This window comes from Caballeronia humi, assembly GCF_001544475.1.
Lineage (GTDB): Bacteria > Pseudomonadota > Gammaproteobacteria > Burkholderiales > Burkholderiaceae > Caballeronia > Caballeronia humi.
Genome location: NZ_FCNW02000022.1, coordinates 37,482 through 52,980 on the forward strand (window position 1 = coordinate 37,482; position 15,499 = coordinate 52,980).

Below are 15,499 nucleotides of genomic sequence, written 5' to 3' on the forward strand. Positions count from 1 at the left end.
AGATCGGGCCTTCCTTCGGGGAGGTCTTTTTTGCTTTTTATATGCAACTAACGGTCTGTTTTTTAATCCTCTCCGAGTAACCTTCGGAAAGACCGGCAAAGTCACCAAGCAGCGAGGCATCGGACGAAATTGCCTGAAAAACGGCAATCATTACAGCCTGACAGCCATTTCCGCGCAGCCCACCGCGCCTCCACGACCCTCATTCTCTGGCACGTTTCGTGCGGGGTTCCGAACGCCCCGGGCTGCCCGATTGCAGCCCTTCACGACAACCCAACGCGCACCGACACAGGTTCGAGCGAGGAATCGCGATGCCGCACATGATCTGGAAAGGCGCGATCAGCTTCGGGCTGGTCCACGTGCCCGTGCAACTCTATCCGGCGACGCAGTCTGAGAAAGTCGGCTTCAATCTGCTCGACAAGCGGTCGATGGACCCCATCGGTTACAAGCAGGTCAACAAGAACACCGGCAAGGAAGTCACGCGCGATAACATCGTCCGAGGCTTCGAATACGAGAAAGGCAAATACGTCGTGATGACCGACGCGGAAATCCGCTCGGCCAATCCTGAATCGACGCAGACGGTCGAGATTCTCGCATTCATCGAGGCCCCGGAAATCTCGTTCCTCTCGCTCGATACGCCTTACTACCTCGCGCCAGACCGCAAGGGCGAAAAAGTGTATGCGCTCCTGCGCGACGCGCTGAAGGACACGGGCAAGATCGGCATCGCGAGCGTCGTGCTGCACAACAAGCAGCATCTCGCCGCACTGATCCCGGTTGGTCCTGCGCTCGCGCTGAACACGCTGCGCTGGGCCGACGAAGTGCGCGACTTCGACCAGTTCAAGTTCCCGCCCGAGGACACCAAAAAGGCCGGCGTCACGCCCAAGGAACTGGACATGGCGAAGCGCCTGATCGAAGACATGAGCGACAGTTGGGACCCGGCCAAGTATCACGACACGTTCCGCGAAGACATCATGGCGCTCGTCGACCGGAAGGTGCACGAAGGCAAGACGGCCGAAGTGGCGGAAGTGGAGGACAAGGGCGAGGGCAAGTCGTCGGCGGAGATTCTGGATCTGTCCGATTTGCTCAAGCGCAGTCTTAAACAAGGCAAGCCCGCGACGAAGCGCAGCGCGGCGGCCGCAGCAGACGATGACGAGGAAGCAAAGACTCCCGCGCGCCCCGCCCGGAAGACCGCAACACGCCGCAAGCGCGCATAGCACCTGAACGAGCGCAACCGACCAATGCCAGGAAAACTCGAAACCTACCAGCGCATGCGCCGCTTCGACGAGACGTCCGAGCCGTCGGGCGCGGTCGCGTCGAAGAAGGCGGCTAGAAAGAACGCTGCGAAGGCCAGGGCATCGAAGGCGAAAGCCCACGCGCTCTCGTTCGTGATTCAGGAGCACGACGCGCGCCGTCTGCACTACGACTTCCGTCTCGAACTCGATGGCACGCTCAAGTCGTGGGCCGTGCCGAAAGGTCCGAGCCTCGATCCGTCGGTGAAGCGGTTGGCCGTTCACGTCGAGGACCATCCGCTTGACTATGGTTCGTTCGAAGGCGTGATTCCCGAGGGCAATTACGGCGCGGGCAGCGTGATCGTGTGGGATCGCGGTACGTGGGAACCGCAGACGGGCACGATCGAAGAAGCGGCCGAATCGTACGCGAAGGGCAAGCTGAAGTTCCGGCTCGACGGCGAAAAGCTGCACGGCGGTTTCACGCTCGTGAAGAGCCATATGCGCGGCAACGGCGACAAGGAACAATGGCTCCTGATCAAGGAACGCGATGAAGACGCCCGCAACGAAACCGATTACGACGTCCTGCTCAAACGCCCGGGCAGCGTGCTGACCGATTCGCTCGGCGCGCGCAACAAGCGTGGCGAGGTCGTCGAGCGCACGGAGCGCAAGACGGCGGCGAAGAAAACGTCTTCGGTAAAGAAGCCGACGAAAGACGATCGCCCCGACATCGTCGCCAATCGCAACACGGCGTCACTGCGCACGCTGTCGCACGAACCGTCGGTCGAAGGGGCGGTCCAGGCCAGGCTCCCCGCGACGTTCAAGCCGCAGCTCGCCACCCTCGTCGATGCCGCACCGCCCAGCGGCGACTGGACCTACGAGATCAAGTTCGACGGCTATCGCGTGCTGGCGCGCATCGACCGGTCGGCGGCGGCATCGAAAGCGGTGCAGATGTGGACGCGCAACGGCAACGACTGGACCGCGAAATTCGGCAAGCAGGTCAAGTCGCTGGAGCAGCTCGATATCGAGAGTGCGTGGCTCGACGGCGAGGCAGTCGTGCTCGACGATCGCGGTTTGCCGGATTTTCAGGCGCTGCAAAACGCGTTCGATGTGGGACGGCCGCAGGACATCGTCGTCTACTGGTTCGACGTACCGTTTCTCAACGGCTATGACCTGCGCCACGTGCCGCTCGTGCAGCGGCGCGCGATCCTGAAAGCGCTCATCGAACCCGTCGACGATCCGGTGCTGCGCTTCTCACAGGACTTCGCGTTCAAGGCCGACGATCTGCTCAAAAGCGCGTGCGACATGGCGCTGGAAGGGATCATCGGCAAGCGTCAGGACAGCACCTACGTGTCGGGCCGCAGCAATTCGTGGATCAAGCTCAAGTGCCGGCGGCGCCAGGAATTCGTGATCGGCGGCTATTCGGAGCCGGCGGGCAGTCGCGGGCATTTCGGCGCGCTTCTGCTCGGCGTCCACGATGAGACGGGCAAGCTGCAATATGCCGGTCGCGTTGGTACAGGCTTCGACCAATCGACGCTGCGCGACATCAAGAAGGAACTCGACAAGCGCGAGACCGCGAAGATGCCGTTCGCGCGCGAGCCGATCGAGCGCAGCCGTACGCCCGTGCACTGGGTGAAGCCGGAACTCGTCGCGGAATGCAATTTCGCTGAATGGACCAAGGAGCGCATCGTGCGGCAAGCATCGTTCGTGAGTCTGCGTGACGACAAGCCGGCGCGGCAGATCGTCAAGGAAGAGCCGAAGTCGGCGCAGAAGGTCGAAGCGGAGCAGGCGCAGAAAGCGGCGAAGAAAACCGGCGCCGCTGCCAAAACCGCCGCGAAGAAAGCGGCCGGGAAGGACACCACCACCGTCGCGGGCGTGAAGATCAGCCACCCGGAGCGTGTGCTCGACAAAACGAGCGGCATCCGCAAGATCGATATCGTCGAATATTACGAGTCGGTCGCCGAATGGATGTTGCCGCATCTAAAGGACCGCCCCGTCTCGCTCGTGCGCGCCCCCGACGACATTGCTGGCGAACTCTTTTTCCAGAAGCACAGCGCGCGGCTCGCGATCCCGCACATCACGCAGCATCCCGACGTCGATCCCGGGCATCCGCCGCTCCTGACGATCGAATCGGCCGGGGCGCTCGTCGGTACGGCGCAGATGGGCACCGTCGAATTGCACACGTGGAACGCCGTCGCAGTCGATATCGAGAAGCCCGACCGCATGGTCTTCGATCTCGATCCGGGCGAGGGCGTCGGCTGGCCGCGCATGATCGAGGCGGCGCGGCTCACGAAGGAACTGCTCGCCGAGCTCGGGCTGGAGTCGTTCTGCAAGACGAGTGGCGGCAAGGGCTTTCACGTGGTCGTGCCGATCGCGAAGCAGGCCGGCTGGGACGAGGTGAAGGGCTTTTCGCAGGCCGTCGCGCAGCACATGGCGAACACGCTGCCGAAGCTCTTCTCCGCGAAGATGGGGATGCAGAACCGCAAGGGCAAGATTTTCGTCGACTATCTGCGCAACAACCGGGGCTCAAGCACAGTCGCCGCGTTCTCGCTGCGAGCGCGGCCGGGGATGGGCGCTTCGGTGACGATTGACTGGAACGAACTCGATGAAATCAAAAGCGGCGATCAGTGGAACATCCGCAACGTCCACGAACGGCTCGACGCGCTCGGCGCTGATCCGTGGGCAGGTTACGGCAAGAAGCGGCAGCGCCTGACCGTCGCGATGAAAAAGCGCCTGGGCCTCGATGGCGCGGGCAAGTAAATACAAAAGTGGAGGCTCACATGAAGCAATCGACAACCGATCAACAAAAGCCCGAGGACGACACACCTTTGCCGCACGAAGCGGATCAGAGCGTCGAGTCGCAGAACGAGGAGGGCACGCGCAGCGTGGGTGAGCAGGCGCATCGCGATGTGGAGCGCGGACTGGTCGATACGGACCGGCGCGGCGGCGACGAGTACCAGAAGAGCACCCAGCGCGACGAGCATGCGAACGTGAACAGCGACGACAAGAGCGAGCCGGTTGACCCGGACAATTCGTGAGTGCGTGGCAAAGGGCGCGACCGTTGCGTAGAATGAATCGGCGATGAGTGGTGTTACGAAAACGTAAGACTGCTGCGATGGGCGGCGCTTTGCAGGAAATCGGCAGTCGGAAATCTCTGCGCTACCGCGCCTGTCTCATGGCAAAAGTGCTTCATGTCCAGCGTGAGATGTAGTGGACAAAACCCGATGTCAGCCCAAGGCATCGAAACCGAATGGAACATGCAACACGATCTCCTGCTCCGTCTGAAGGATGAAACCGCCGCGTGCCACACGCGGCTCGAAAACGCGCTCGACCTGATGCGCAACGACTGGTCGCGCGAGGAATACGTCGCGCTGCTCGAACGTTTTTTCGGCTACGTCGCCGTGTGGGAGGACGCGGTGGGCGCGCGACTGCCCGCGCATCTGCAGGCGTTTTTCGACGCGCGCCGCAAGGCCGCCTGGCTCGCCGACGACCTTGCCGTCCTGACGGGCGATCAGCATCGCGCCGCCGCCGTGCCGCTCGCGAAAGAAAGCGCAACGCTCCCCGCACTCGATACGACCGCCCGCGTCTTCGGCTCGATGTACGTGATGGAAGGTTCGACGCTCGGCGGCCGCTTCATCGCGCCGCACGTCGCGGGCCTCTTCGGCCTGACGCACGGCCGGGGCAACGCCTATTTCGACGGCTATGGCCCGCGCACGGGCAGCATGTGGAAAGCGTTCCGCGAGACGGCCGCCGCGACCGTCTCCGCCGGTCAATACGATGACGCCGTCGCTGCCGCCGTCGAGACCTTCGATGGCCTGCACGCGTGGCTCGCTGGCGCGCGTGTCGCGCCGGGAGCGCTCGCATGAGCACGGATTCGCCTGCGCCATCGAAGGGCCGTCCCGCCTTCGCACCGCTGCCCGATGGAGAAGCGCGCCGCCGCACGCTCGAATCGGGGGTCGCGAACGGCGACTGCGACGCCGAGCCGATCCACATCCCCGGCGGCATCCAGCCGCACGGCTATCTGCTGACGGTCTCCGACGACCTCCACATCCTCCAGGCGAGCGACAACCTCGCGACGCTCACCGGCCAGCCGGTCGAGGCGCTGCTCGGCCAGCCGATCGGCGTGCTGCTCGGCCAATCAAGCGCCGAGCGCCTTGCGCAAGCGGCATCGACGGCGGAACTCGAAGCGGCGCCGCTCTATCTGGGCGTCGTCGAGAATCCGCTGCACGACGCGGCCGCCGTCGAAAGCGATGCAGAATTCGACGTCACGCTGCATCGGCATGACGGCAATCTGATCGTCGAGCTGGAAGTCGCGCGCCATCTGCACGACGACATCTTCGCCGCGATGTATCCGCTCGTGCGCACCTTCACGCGCAGCCTGCAGGACGTCGCGACCGTCGCCGAGCTCGCGCGCCTCGCCGTGCAGGAAGTGCGCGCGATCACGGGTTTCGGGCGCGTGATGCTGTATCGATTCGACGAAGAGGGCCGCAGCAACGTGCTGGCCGAAGAGCGCGACGACAGCTACGCGTCGTTCCTGAACCAGTGGTTCCCGGCGTCCGACATCCCGCGACAGGCGCGCGCGCTGTATCTGCGCAACCGCATCCGGCTGGTCGCGAATGTCGACTACACGCCTGCGCGCCTCGTGCCGGCGGTGAACCCCGTCACCGGCCGCCCGACCGATCTCAGCTACGCGACGCTGCGCAGCTTTTCGCCCGTCCATCTCGAATACATGCGCAACATGGGCACGCATGCGTCGATGTCGGTGTCGATCGTCGTGCGCGGGCACTTGTGGGGCCTGATTTCCTGCCACGATCACGACCCTCGCCTCGTGCCGTTCGAAGTACGGATGGCGGTCGAGCATCTGGGGCATATCCTGTCGCTGCAGATCGAGGCGAAGGAAGAGCGTGCCGAGGCCAACTATCTGCTCAGCCTGCGCCGCACGGTGTCGCATCTGATCAGCGCGATGGGCGAGCACGACGACTTCGTCGAAGGCCTGCGCGCCGCGCCCGACGACATGCAAGGCTTCGCGTCGGCGACGGGTGCGGCGATCGTCGTCGACGACAAGGTGACGCTCTTCGGCGCCACGCCCGACGAGGACACGATCCGCGCGCTCACGCTGTGGCTCGCCGAGAGCACGACGGGCATCTACGCGACCGACGCGCTCCCGCAAGCCTGGCCGCGCGCCGCCGAGCACACCGAGACCGCGTGCGGCGTGCTGGCCGTTCCGGTCTCGCAGATCTTCCGCAATTATTTGCTGTGGTTCCGGCCCGAGGTGATCCGCACGATCGAATGGGCGGGCGAGCCGATCAAGCTGCGCGCCGCCGACGGTGCGAACGCGCCGCGCACCGACTTCAGCCCGTGGGTGGAAACCGTGCGCAATCTGTCGCCAGCGTGGCGGCCGGTCGAAATCGAGATCGCGAGTGAATTTCGCGCGGCGATGCTCAACGTCGTGCTCCGGCACGCGGAGGAACGCGCGCAGTTCGCGACGGAACTCGCGCGCGCGAACAAGGAACTCGAAGCGTTCTCGTATTCGGTCTCGCACGACCTGCGCGCGCCGTTGCGGCACATCGCGGGCTACGGCGACCTCTTGCGTGAGCAGGAAGGCGAGCGCATGTCGGACCGGAGCCTGCGCTTTCTGAATAACATGCTGCAGTCGGCGCGCTTCGCTGGCACGCTCGTCGACGACCTGCTGATGTTCTCGCAGATGGGCCGCGCGGCGCTGCGCCCCGGCACCGTCGACATGAACCAGTTGCTGAAGTCGGTCGTCGGCGAGTTCGCGCCGGATACCGCCGGGCGCGACGTCGAGTGGGTGATCGGCGATTTGCCGAGCGTCACCGCCGACGCCACGTTCCTGCAACTCGCGCTGCGGAACCTGCTCTCGAACGCGGTGAAATATACGCGCACGCGAGAATCGGCGAAAATTGAGATATTCGCGGACACAACGGCAACCGAAACCATCGTCGGCGTGCGCGATAACGGCGTCGGCTTCGACATGAAATACGTCGGCAAGCTATTCGGCGTGTTCCAGCGGCTGCATCGCGCCGAAGAATTCGACGGCACCGGCATCGGACTTGCCAACGTGCGCCGCATCATCGAGCGGCACGACGGCCGGACCTGGGCCGAAGGGAGCGTTGGCGAGGGCGCCACGTTCTATTTCTCGCTACCACTCGTGTTCAAGAAAGTAACGGGCGCGCGGCGCAAGCCGCGCGCCGCATCCGAACCATCGTCAAAACCGGACCATGCTTAAACCCATCCTTCTCGTCGAAGACAACCCGAACGACCTCGAGCTCACGCTCGTCGCGCTCGACAAGAGCCAGCTTGCGAACGAAGTGATCATCGCGCGCGACGGTCAGGAAGCCATCGATTACCTTTTGAGCGAAGGCAACTGGACCGCTCGCGTGCCGGGCAACCCGGCTGTGATCCTGCTCGACCTGAAGCTGCCGAAGATCGACGGCCTCGAAGTGCTCGAAATCATCCGCTCGAATGGCACGCTGAAGAGCATCCCCGTCGTCATGCTGACGTCGTCGCGGGAAGAGCAGGATCTCGTGCGCAGCTATGAGCTCGGCGTGAACGCCTATGTGGTCAAACCCGTCGAGTTTTCGGAATTCGTCGAAGCGATCGCCGATCTGGGCGTATTCTGGGCCGTACTCAACGAACCGCCGCCGGGCTCGATGCGCTTTCGCCGCCCGCCGGTGAACGAATGACGCGCATGCCGGTGATCATCGACTGCGCTTTCGCGCGAGCTTTTTCCTGCCAGGCCGTCTAGACCATGCAGCCTTTGCACCTGCTTCTTGTCGAAGACAACACGCTCGATGCGGAGCTGACGCTCGCCCAGCTTGAACGCGCCGACTACGCGGTCGATGCGCAGGTTGTCTACGACGAAGCCGAATTCGTGGCGCAACTGGAATCCAAGACGTTCGACGTGATCCTCGCCGACTTCGTCATGCCGACCTTTTCCGGCATCGAAGCGCTGACGATCGCGATCGAACGCGCGCCCGATACGCCGTTCATCTTCGTGTCGGGGCTGCTCGGCGAAGAGCACGCGGTCGAGATGCTCAAGCGCGGCGCGACCGATTACGTGTTGAAGCAACGCTTGCAGCGGTTGCCGGCCGTCGTGCGGCGTGCTCTGCGCGAAAGCGCGGAGCGTCAGCAGCGCATCGCGGTTGAACGCGTGCTGCGCGAAACGGAGACGCACTTTCGGCTGCTCGTCGACGCGCTGAAGGACTACGCCGTCATCACACTCGATCAGGAAGGCTGCATCCGCACGTGGAACGCGGCGTCGGAGCGGATTCTGGGTTATCCGGCACAGGACGTCGTCGGCCGCTCGGCGAGTGTGTTCCTGAGCCCGGAAGATCGCGACGGCGGCGTCTTCGAAGAGGAACTCGCCACCGCGCGCCGCGAGGGCAGCGCGAGCGACGACCGCTGGCTCTGGCGTAAGGACGGCCATTCGTTCTTCGCTTCGGGCGTGACAACGGCGATCCGCACCGAGCATCTCGAACTGATCGGTTATTCGAAGATCATCCGCGACGCGACCGACGCCCACATGGCCGCCGACGCGCTGCGGCTCGCGAAGGAGCAGGCTGAGACCGCGAACCGCGCGAAGGACCATTTTCTCGCGGTGCTGTCGCACGAACTGCGCACGCCGCTCACGCCGATCCTCGCCGCCGTGCGGCTGCTCGAAATGAAGCGCCAGTTGCCGGAAGACGCGCATCCGACGCTTGATTTGATCCGCCGCAACGTCGAGCTGGAGGCCCGTCTGATCGACGATCTGCTCGATTTGACGAGCATCGCGCGCGGCAAGCTGAGTCTCAATTTCACGAACGTCGCGCTCGATACGCTGATGACGAGCGCGCTCGACATGTCCATCTCCGACCTGCGAGTGAAGGGGCTTGCGCTCGAGACGCGCTTCGAGGCGGCGGCGTCGCTCGTGCTCGGCGATGCCGCGCGCCTGCAGCAGATCGTCTGGAACCTGATGAAGAACGCGGTCAAGTTCACGCCGGCCGACGGACGAATCGAAGTGCGGACGTGGAACCCTGATGCATCGACGATTGCAGTGGCTGTCGAGGACAGCGGCATCGGCATCAGTGCGGAGGCGTTGCCGCGCATCTTCTCGGCGTTCGAACAAGCCGACGATTCGATCACGCGCGCGTTCGGCGGCCTGGGCCTCGGCCTCGCGATCGCCAGCACGCTCGCGCAGAAGCACGGTGGCACGCTGACGGCGCAAAGCGAAGGGCGCGACAAGGGCGCGCGCTTCACGCTGACACTGCCGCTCGCGAAAGCGGAACCCGAGTACGAAAGCTCGCCGCACGCCACCACGCAGACGGACGATATCGTGCGGTCGCTGAACGTGCTGCTCGTCGAGGACAACGAGTACACGTCGTCGGCGATGGCGGAGGTGCTCGAAGTGCTCGGCCACAAGGTGTCGGTCGCGACGACCGTCGCCGAGGCGCTTGCGTTCGCGAAGAACGATCCGTTCGACCTGCTCGTCAGCGACATCGGCTTGCCCGACGGCAGCGGGCTCGATATCGCGCGCGCGTGGCAAGGATTGCAGCCGGGGCGGCCGTCGGTTGCGATCACCGGCTACGGCATGGACGAGGACATCCGGCGCTGCCGAGAAGCCGGCTTTGACGATCACCTGACGAAGCCCGTCAACTTCGCGCGCCTCGAAGCGCTGATCTATACGCTCGCAAAAAAGCCCGCCGACGAGTGATCCGGCCCCGTCTCGTGGAATTTTGTGCGGGAGGCGTCGCGGGGTTGTCGATTTTGCGGAGAATGGAACGTCGTAGTGTTGGAGCGCCTGGCAACGCACTGGGGCGCATCCCGACTATTTCCGACCTTTCTCTACAGGAGTTGCCGTCATGTCCACACCCGCCGTCAAGCCGATCCCCGCAGACATGCACACGCTGACCCCGCACCTCGTGTGCGCGGGGGCGGCCGAGGCCATCGCGTTCTATGTCAAGGCGTTCAATGCCGTCGAACTGGTCCGGTTGCCCGCGCCTAACGGCAAGCTGATGCACGCGTCGGTCAAGATCGGCGATTCGACGCTGATGCTCGTCGATGAAATGCCGGATTGCGGCGCGCTCGGGCCGAAGTCGCTGAAGGGGTCGCCGGTGACGATCCACATGTACGTCGAGGACGTCGATGCCGCCGTCGCGCAGGCCGTCGCCGCCGGGGCGACAGTGACGATGTCCGTCGCCGACATGTTCTGGGGCGACCGCTACGGGCAGGTCGAGGACCCGTTCGGACATCGCTGGTCGGTCGCGACGCACAAGCGCGACGTGACGCCCGCCGAGATGCAGGAAGCGATGTCGAAGATGTTTCAGTAAGCTGCCGACGCATATCCGTTGAGGAACTGCCATGCAAAAGATCGCCAACTGCCTCTGGTTCGACGGGCGCGCCGAAGAGGCCGCGCAGTTCTACACCGGCGTGTTTCGCCATTCACGCATCGGCGATGTGATGCGTTATGGCGAAGCGGGGCCGAGGGAGAAGGGGAGCGTGCTGTCCGTATCGTTCGAGCTGGACGGCGTGGAATTCATGGCGCTCAACGGCGGGCCGGCGTTCACTTTTTCGCCGGCTATTTCGTTTTTTGTGAAATGCGAGACGCAGGATGAAGTCGATGGGTACTGGGAGAAGCTCGTCGAGGGCGGCCAGCCGCAGCAGTGCGGATGGGTGACGGACCGCTTCGGCGTGTCGTGGCAGATCGTGCCGGTGTCGCTCGGGAAGATGCTGCAGGACGAAGACCCGGCGAAATCGACACGGGTCATGCAGGCGATGCTGAAGATGGTGAAGCTTGATATTGCGGGGCTGGAGAGCGCTTATCGGGGGGAGTAAAGGGCTGTGGGCCGACGTGGTCTTGCCCGCTTACCACGTGAGTTCGGCGTCGTTGTCATTGGGACATTCGTCCAAAAAGAGCGTGTCATCGCCTTCGCGCGCGATGGCTTCGCTGGCTCCGGCCCAGCCTTCGCGGGGGTTTTTCGTCGGGCGGCGCCATTCGGGCGCATTGTTTTCGCTGCGCATTTTCTCTTCGTTCCCAGTCGTTTTCATCTTTTCATCGTCGATGTTTCAGCTCGTAGTGTGAGCGACATTCGACATACTTTTGCCGTTCCTGTTCTATTTCGCCCGCTCCACCAGCTTCCCCGCCAAAAACCGATGCTCTGGCGAAAACAGCCGCCGATAAGTCATCACCACCGCCCCGACCGTCCCCAGCGCCGACGCCGCCGCGATCAGAAACATGATCACGATCTGATACCTCACCGCCTGCAACGGCGATTGCCCCGCGAGCACTTGCCCCGTCATCATCCCCGGCAAGCTGACGAGCCCGACGACCGCCATTTGGTTGAGCGTCGGAATCATGCCTGCGCGCACGGCCTGCCGAGCGGGCCCCTGCGCCGCCTCCCAGCGCGTCGCGCCGAGCGCCAGTGACATTTCCACCGCGCCGCGTCCGGCCGTCAGTTCCTCCGTCATCCGCTCGATCCCGAGCGACACGCCCGTCAGCGTATTGCCGAGAATCATGCCGAGGATCGGAATCGCGTATTGCGGCTCGTACCACGGGTGGATGCGAATCACGACGAAGAGCCCAAACGCCCCGACGATCCACGCGCTCGCCCAGATCGACGCGATGCTGTCCACGCGCTGCCCCGCGTACGTTCGTCGTCCGCGATTCGACGCCGAAAATCCCGCGATCAGCGTCATTACGACCATCAGCGGCAGCACGACATACCAGCGGTCGAATTCGAAGACCCAGCCGAGCACATAGCCGATCAGCAGCAACTGCACGACTGTGCGCACCGCCGCCCACGCGAGCTTGCGTTCCAGATCGAGCTTGAGCGCCACAGACAGCGCCCCATTGACGACGATCAGCGCCGCCGCGAATCCGATATCGACGAGGCTCAGATTCTGATAACCGTTCATGGCGTGCCCTCGGTCAGTTTTCCGGCGACCATTGCGAGTTGCCGCGCGCCTACGCGCCGCGCCTGCTCGGGATCGTGCGAGACCCAGATGCTCGCGCGCCCCGCGTGCTCGGCGAACCATGCGTCGACGAGCGCCTCGATTTCGCGCGCCGACGCGGGATCGAGCGAGGCGGTCGGCTCGTCGAGCAGCAGCACGTCGGGTGCGAGCTGCAATACGCGGATCAGCGCGGCGATCTGCGCCTCGCCGCCCGACAGATCGCTCGCGCGCTTGTCGAGGAAATCTTCTCCACGGCTCGCCGCCGACGCGAGCCGCGCCACCGCCGCGCGATCGAAATGCACATCGCGATAGATCTTGAGCCCGAACGGATAGCGCAGATTGTCCTCGACCGAGCCGTCGAGCATCGCGGGTCGTTGCGCGATATACGCGACGCGTCGCCGGTAAGCCGGCACGCCTGCCCGCGCGATCGGGTTGCCACGCCAGAGAATTCGGCCGGCATCGACGGGATCGAGCAGCGCCAGCGCGCGCAGGAAAACGCTCTTTCCCGACCCGGACGGACCGGTGATGACGGCACGGTCGCCTTCGTGCAGCGTGAAATCGGTTGCGAAAAGCAGGGTCGTGTGGCGCGCCGGGTCGCGGCGCTCGATGCCGGAGGCGGCGACCAGCGCGCCGCGTGTCGAGGACGATGCGAAAGAGTCGGGCATCGGAATCATGGATCGGGTGAGGTGAGGGATCTTACGTCGAATCGGCTGTGCAAGTACGCCACGTATTGCCGGGCACGCTACGTGCTGCGCGTAGCCCAATGAGAAATAACGTCGGAGCTGTCATGGTTCAAGGCAGGAAAATCGGAAAAATCGTCGCGTGGTTTTTTGGCATTTTGGCGCTGCTGGTCGCGGTGCTTGTCGTCGTTTTCCTGACTTTCGACTGGAACCGCGCGCGTCCGTGGGTCGACGACAAGGTTTCGCAAGCCATCGGCCGGCAATTTCACATCACCGGCGATCTGAAACTCGGCTGGCAGCGGCCAGTCACCGAGACCGGCTGGAAACGCTGGGTGCCATGGCCACGCTTTACCGCGCAGAAAATCACCGTGGCGAATCCCGAGTGGGCGAAGCAACCCTACTTCGCGACGCTCGACGAGATCAATTTTCAGGTAGCGCTCTTGCCGCTGCTCGCCCACGACATCGTGATTCCGAGCATCAACCTGGTCAATCCCGCGGTCGATCTGGAGCGCCTGAAGGATAACCGCAACAACTGGACGTTCAAGTTCAAGCAATCGACCGAGCCGTCGACGTGGAATCTGCGGCTGCACGACATCGCGTTCGCCAAAGGCAATATCGCCTATGCCGATGAAGTCACGAAAGCCGATATGCAGGCTGTCGTCGATACGCTCGGGCAGGCCGTGCCGATCGGCGAGGTCATGAAGCAGCAGGAGGAGGCGTCGCGGAAATCGTCGGCGGAAATGGTGGGCAAGAGCGGTGCCCAAAAGCTCGACAAACAGGCGACCGCTGCGGCGGCATCGGAGGCATCGGCGGCATCGGCTGCGTCCGCCGCTGCGGCCGCGAGCGGCGAGAAAGCGAATCCGGCGAGCACGTCGGCGGCCAACAGCATCACGACCAAGGAAGGGCCGAAGCCGCCGGTGCCGCCGTACGGCATCGGCTGGACGTTGAAGGGCACGTATAACAAGACGGCCGTGTCGGGCGAGGGCAAGGTCGGCGGCGTGCTGGCCGTGCAGGACGCAGCGCGCCCGTTCCCCGTGCAGGCGGATGTGCGGATCGGCGATACGCATATCGCGCTCGTCGGGACCGTGACCGATCCGGCGCATCTCGCCGCGCTCGATCTGCGGCTGTGGCTGCAGGGCGTCAGCATGGCGCATCTCTATCCGATCACCGGCGTGACGCTGCCCGAGACGCCGCCATATGCGACCGAAGGGCGGCTCGTCGGTCAGTTCCGGAAAGAGGGCAGCGTCTTCAAGTACGAGAATTTCACCGGGCGCGTGGGCGGTAGCGACATCAACGGCTCGCTGGTGTACGCGGGCCGGAAGCCGCGGCCGTTGCTCTCGGGCGAACTGGTGTCGCGACTGCTGCAATTCTCCGATCTCGCGCCGATCATCGGTGCCGACTCCAACGCGAGCAAGGCGAAGCGCGGCGAGGAAAAGAAACAGCCGTCGAGCAAAGCGCTGCCGACGGAAGAATTCAAGACCGACCGCTGGAAGGCGATCGATACCGATGTGAAGTTCACCGGCCGCCGCATCATCAAGGACCCGGACCTGCCGATCACCGATCTTTATACGCACGTGATCATGAAGGACGGCGTGCTGTCGCTGGAGCCGCTGAAATTTGGCGTGGCGGGCGGGTCGCTTGCGTCGAATATCCACCTCGACGGCAGCGCGATGCCGCTCAAGGGCCGCATCTCGACGCAGGCGCGTCACCTGAAGTTGAAGCAGCTCTTTCCGAACGTGAAGACGATGCAGTCGGCGCTCGGCGAAGTGAACGGCGACGCGGCGCTTTCGGCGACGGGCAATTCGCCGGCGGCGCTTGCGGCGACATCGAATGGGGAAGTGAAGGCGTTGATCACCGATGGCACCGTGAGCCGCTTGTACATGGAAGCGGCCGGGCTGAACGTGGCGAACGTGGTCTACGAAAAACTGTGGGGCAAGCGCGACGTGAAGATCAACTGCGCGGCGGCGGACTTCGTGGTGACCGATGGCGTGCTGGACTCGCGCGTGTTCGCCCTCGATACCGACGACGCCGTGATCAACGTCGATGGCACCATCGACCTGAAGACCGAAGCGATGGATCTCGGTATTCATCCGCATACGAAGGGCTTGCGGATTTTTTCGCTGCGCTCGCCGCTGTATGTGAAGGGGACGTTCAAGGACCCGCATGTGGGGGTGAGTGCGGGTGCGCTCGCGGTGCGCGGCGCGGCGGCGGTCGGGCTCGGGCTGATCAACCCGTTCGCCGCGCTGATTCCGCTGATCGCGCCGAGTAACAACAAACCGCTTCCGTGTCAGCAGATGCTTGCGGATATTCGTACCGCGCCGAATGCGCCGCCCGCAGGGCAGCAGCAGAAGGCGAAGGCGGCGCCTTCTTATATGCCGGCGGATCAGGGTGGGGCTTCGGCGCCCAAGGCTGCGGCGCCGAAGGCTTTGTCGCCGACGCCTGCTAGCGCGGCGCAGTATAAGGGGAGTTGAGGGTAGCGAGAGGGGCGCGTTGGACTCACAACGCCCAACTGATTGTAGGGCGTGGCCGACCGTACAACATGGGCGATGCGTCGTCCAATTCCGGGGCGGTGGGAACGAAATTTTTCCCACACACCGCCTGCAAGGCCTTATGTGGCGGGCCTCTGCATCATGGGGGTGTGATTCATCT

At 64.0% G+C, this 15,499-nt stretch carries 13 protein-coding genes; 10 read left to right on the forward strand and 3 right to left on the reverse strand.

From position 1 onward, the window contains the following. Positions 1-308: 308 nt before the first annotated feature. The 9 genes from ku to AWB65_RS19770 all read left to right on the forward strand — a co-directional run bounded on the left by ku (position 309) and on the right by AWB65_RS19770 (position 11,054). Positions 309-1,211, forward strand: coding sequence for a non-homologous end joining protein Ku (gene ku, locus AWB65_RS19730; RefSeq protein WP_087668743.1), 903 nt, complete (start codon positions 309-311; stop codon positions 1,209-1,211). Positions 1,212-1,235: 24 nt separating this feature from the next. Next, a complete protein-coding gene (gene ligD / locus AWB65_RS19735; RefSeq protein WP_087668744.1) occupies positions 1,236-3,983 on the forward strand; it encodes a DNA ligase D in 2,748 nt (915 codons plus the stop codon). A gap of 20 nt (positions 3,984-4,003) precedes the next feature. Next, on the forward strand, positions 4,004-4,261 hold the full coding sequence (locus AWB65_RS19740; RefSeq protein WP_235007685.1) for a hypothetical protein: 258 nt from the start codon (positions 4,004-4,006) through the stop codon (positions 4,259-4,261). Between the two features lie 186 nt (positions 4,262-4,447). Beyond that, the gene (locus AWB65_RS19745) at positions 4,448-5,089 is read left to right on the forward strand and encodes a biliverdin-producing heme oxygenase (RefSeq protein ID WP_235007686.1); all 642 of its coding nucleotides are present in this window, start codon (positions 4,448-4,450) and stop codon (positions 5,087-5,089) included. Then, positions 5,086-7,470 (forward strand): ATP-binding protein, encoded by a 2,385-nt coding sequence (locus AWB65_RS19750; RefSeq protein WP_087668746.1) that lies wholly within the window; start codon positions 5,086-5,088, stop codon positions 7,468-7,470. The genes AWB65_RS19745 and AWB65_RS19750 overlap by 4 nt, the downstream gene beginning before the upstream one ends. After that, complete coding sequence (locus AWB65_RS19755; RefSeq protein ID WP_087668747.1) at positions 7,463-7,927, forward strand: response regulator; 465 nt, start codon at positions 7,463-7,465, stop codon at positions 7,925-7,927. The genes AWB65_RS19750 and AWB65_RS19755 overlap by 8 nt, the downstream gene beginning before the upstream one ends. 65 nt (positions 7,928-7,992) lie before the next feature. Then, positions 7,993-9,933, forward strand: a complete 1,941-nt coding sequence (locus AWB65_RS19760; protein ID WP_087668748.1) for a hybrid sensor histidine kinase/response regulator — start codon at positions 7,993-7,995, stop codon at positions 9,931-9,933. Positions 9,934-10,081: 148 nt separating this feature from the next. After that, positions 10,082-10,549: a VOC family protein gene (locus AWB65_RS19765; RefSeq protein ID WP_087668749.1), complete on the forward strand. Its 468-nt coding sequence runs from the start codon at positions 10,082-10,084 to the stop codon at positions 10,547-10,549. Between the two features lie 31 nt (positions 10,550-10,580). Next, a complete protein-coding gene (locus AWB65_RS19770) occupies positions 10,581-11,054 on the forward strand; it encodes a VOC family protein (RefSeq protein WP_087668750.1) in 474 nt (157 codons plus the stop codon). Between the two features lie 30 nt (positions 11,055-11,084). On the opposite strand, the gene AWB65_RS19775 is transcribed toward AWB65_RS19770, so the two are convergent. The 3 genes from AWB65_RS19775 to AWB65_RS19785 all read right to left on the reverse strand — a co-directional run bounded on the left by AWB65_RS19775 (position 11,085) and on the right by AWB65_RS19785 (position 12,835). Further along, the gene (locus AWB65_RS19775; RefSeq protein WP_235007687.1) at positions 11,085-11,240 is read right to left on the reverse strand and encodes a hypothetical protein; all 156 of its coding nucleotides are present in this window, start codon (positions 11,238-11,240) and stop codon (positions 11,085-11,087) included. 93 nt (positions 11,241-11,333) lie between these two features. Beyond that, positions 11,334-12,134, reverse strand: coding sequence for an ABC transporter permease (locus AWB65_RS19780; RefSeq protein WP_087668752.1), 801 nt, complete (start codon positions 12,132-12,134; stop codon positions 11,334-11,336). After that, positions 12,131-12,835, reverse strand: coding sequence for an ABC transporter ATP-binding protein (locus AWB65_RS19785; protein WP_235007688.1), 705 nt, complete (start codon positions 12,833-12,835; stop codon positions 12,131-12,133). Before AWB65_RS19785 ends, AWB65_RS19780 begins: the two co-directional genes overlap by 4 nt. A 122-nt stretch (positions 12,836-12,957) precedes the next feature. On the opposite strand from AWB65_RS19785, the gene AWB65_RS19790 reads away from it, so the two are divergent. Continuing rightward, positions 12,958-15,321, forward strand: coding sequence for an AsmA family protein (locus AWB65_RS19790; RefSeq protein ID WP_087668754.1), 2,364 nt, complete (start codon positions 12,958-12,960; stop codon positions 15,319-15,321). Positions 15,322-15,499 lie beyond the last annotated feature (178 nt).

Excerpts from the sequence above, each read along its gene's own strand:
- ku (WP_087668743.1), top strand. The coding sequence starts at position 309 with ATGCCGCACATGATCTGGAAAGGCGCGATCAGCTTCGGGCTGGTCCAC.
- ligD (WP_087668744.1), top strand. The coding sequence starts at position 1,236 with ATGCCAGGAAAACTCGAAACCTACCAGCGCATGCGCCGCTTCGACGAG.
- AWB65_RS19740 (WP_235007685.1), top strand. The coding sequence starts at position 4,004 with ATGAAGCAATCGACAACCGATCAACAAAAGCCCGAGGACGACACACCT.
- AWB65_RS19745 (WP_235007686.1), top strand. The coding sequence starts at position 4,448 with ATGTCAGCCCAAGGCATCGAAACCGAATGGAACATGCAACACGATCTC.
- AWB65_RS19750 (WP_087668746.1), top strand. The coding sequence starts at position 5,086 with ATGAGCACGGATTCGCCTGCGCCATCGAAGGGCCGTCCCGCCTTCGCA.
- AWB65_RS19755 (WP_087668747.1), top strand. The coding sequence starts at position 7,463 with ATGCTTAAACCCATCCTTCTCGTCGAAGACAACCCGAACGACCTCGAG.
- AWB65_RS19760 (WP_087668748.1), top strand. The coding sequence starts at position 7,993 with ATGCAGCCTTTGCACCTGCTTCTTGTCGAAGACAACACGCTCGATGCG.
- AWB65_RS19765 (WP_087668749.1), top strand. The coding sequence starts at position 10,082 with ATGTCCACACCCGCCGTCAAGCCGATCCCCGCAGACATGCACACGCTG.
- AWB65_RS19770 (WP_087668750.1), top strand. The coding sequence starts at position 10,581 with ATGCAAAAGATCGCCAACTGCCTCTGGTTCGACGGGCGCGCCGAAGAG.
- AWB65_RS19775 (WP_235007687.1), bottom strand. The coding sequence starts at position 11,240 with ATGCGCAGCGAAAACAATGCGCCCGAATGGCGCCGCCCGACGAAAAAC.
- AWB65_RS19780 (WP_087668752.1), bottom strand. The coding sequence starts at position 12,134 with ATGAACGGTTATCAGAATCTGAGCCTCGTCGATATCGGATTCGCGGCG.
- AWB65_RS19785 (WP_235007688.1), bottom strand. The coding sequence starts at position 12,835 with ATGCCCGACTCTTTCGCATCGTCCTCGACACGCGGCGCGCTGGTCGCC.
- AWB65_RS19790 (WP_087668754.1), top strand. The coding sequence starts at position 12,958 with ATGGTTCAAGGCAGGAAAATCGGAAAAATCGTCGCGTGGTTTTTTGGC.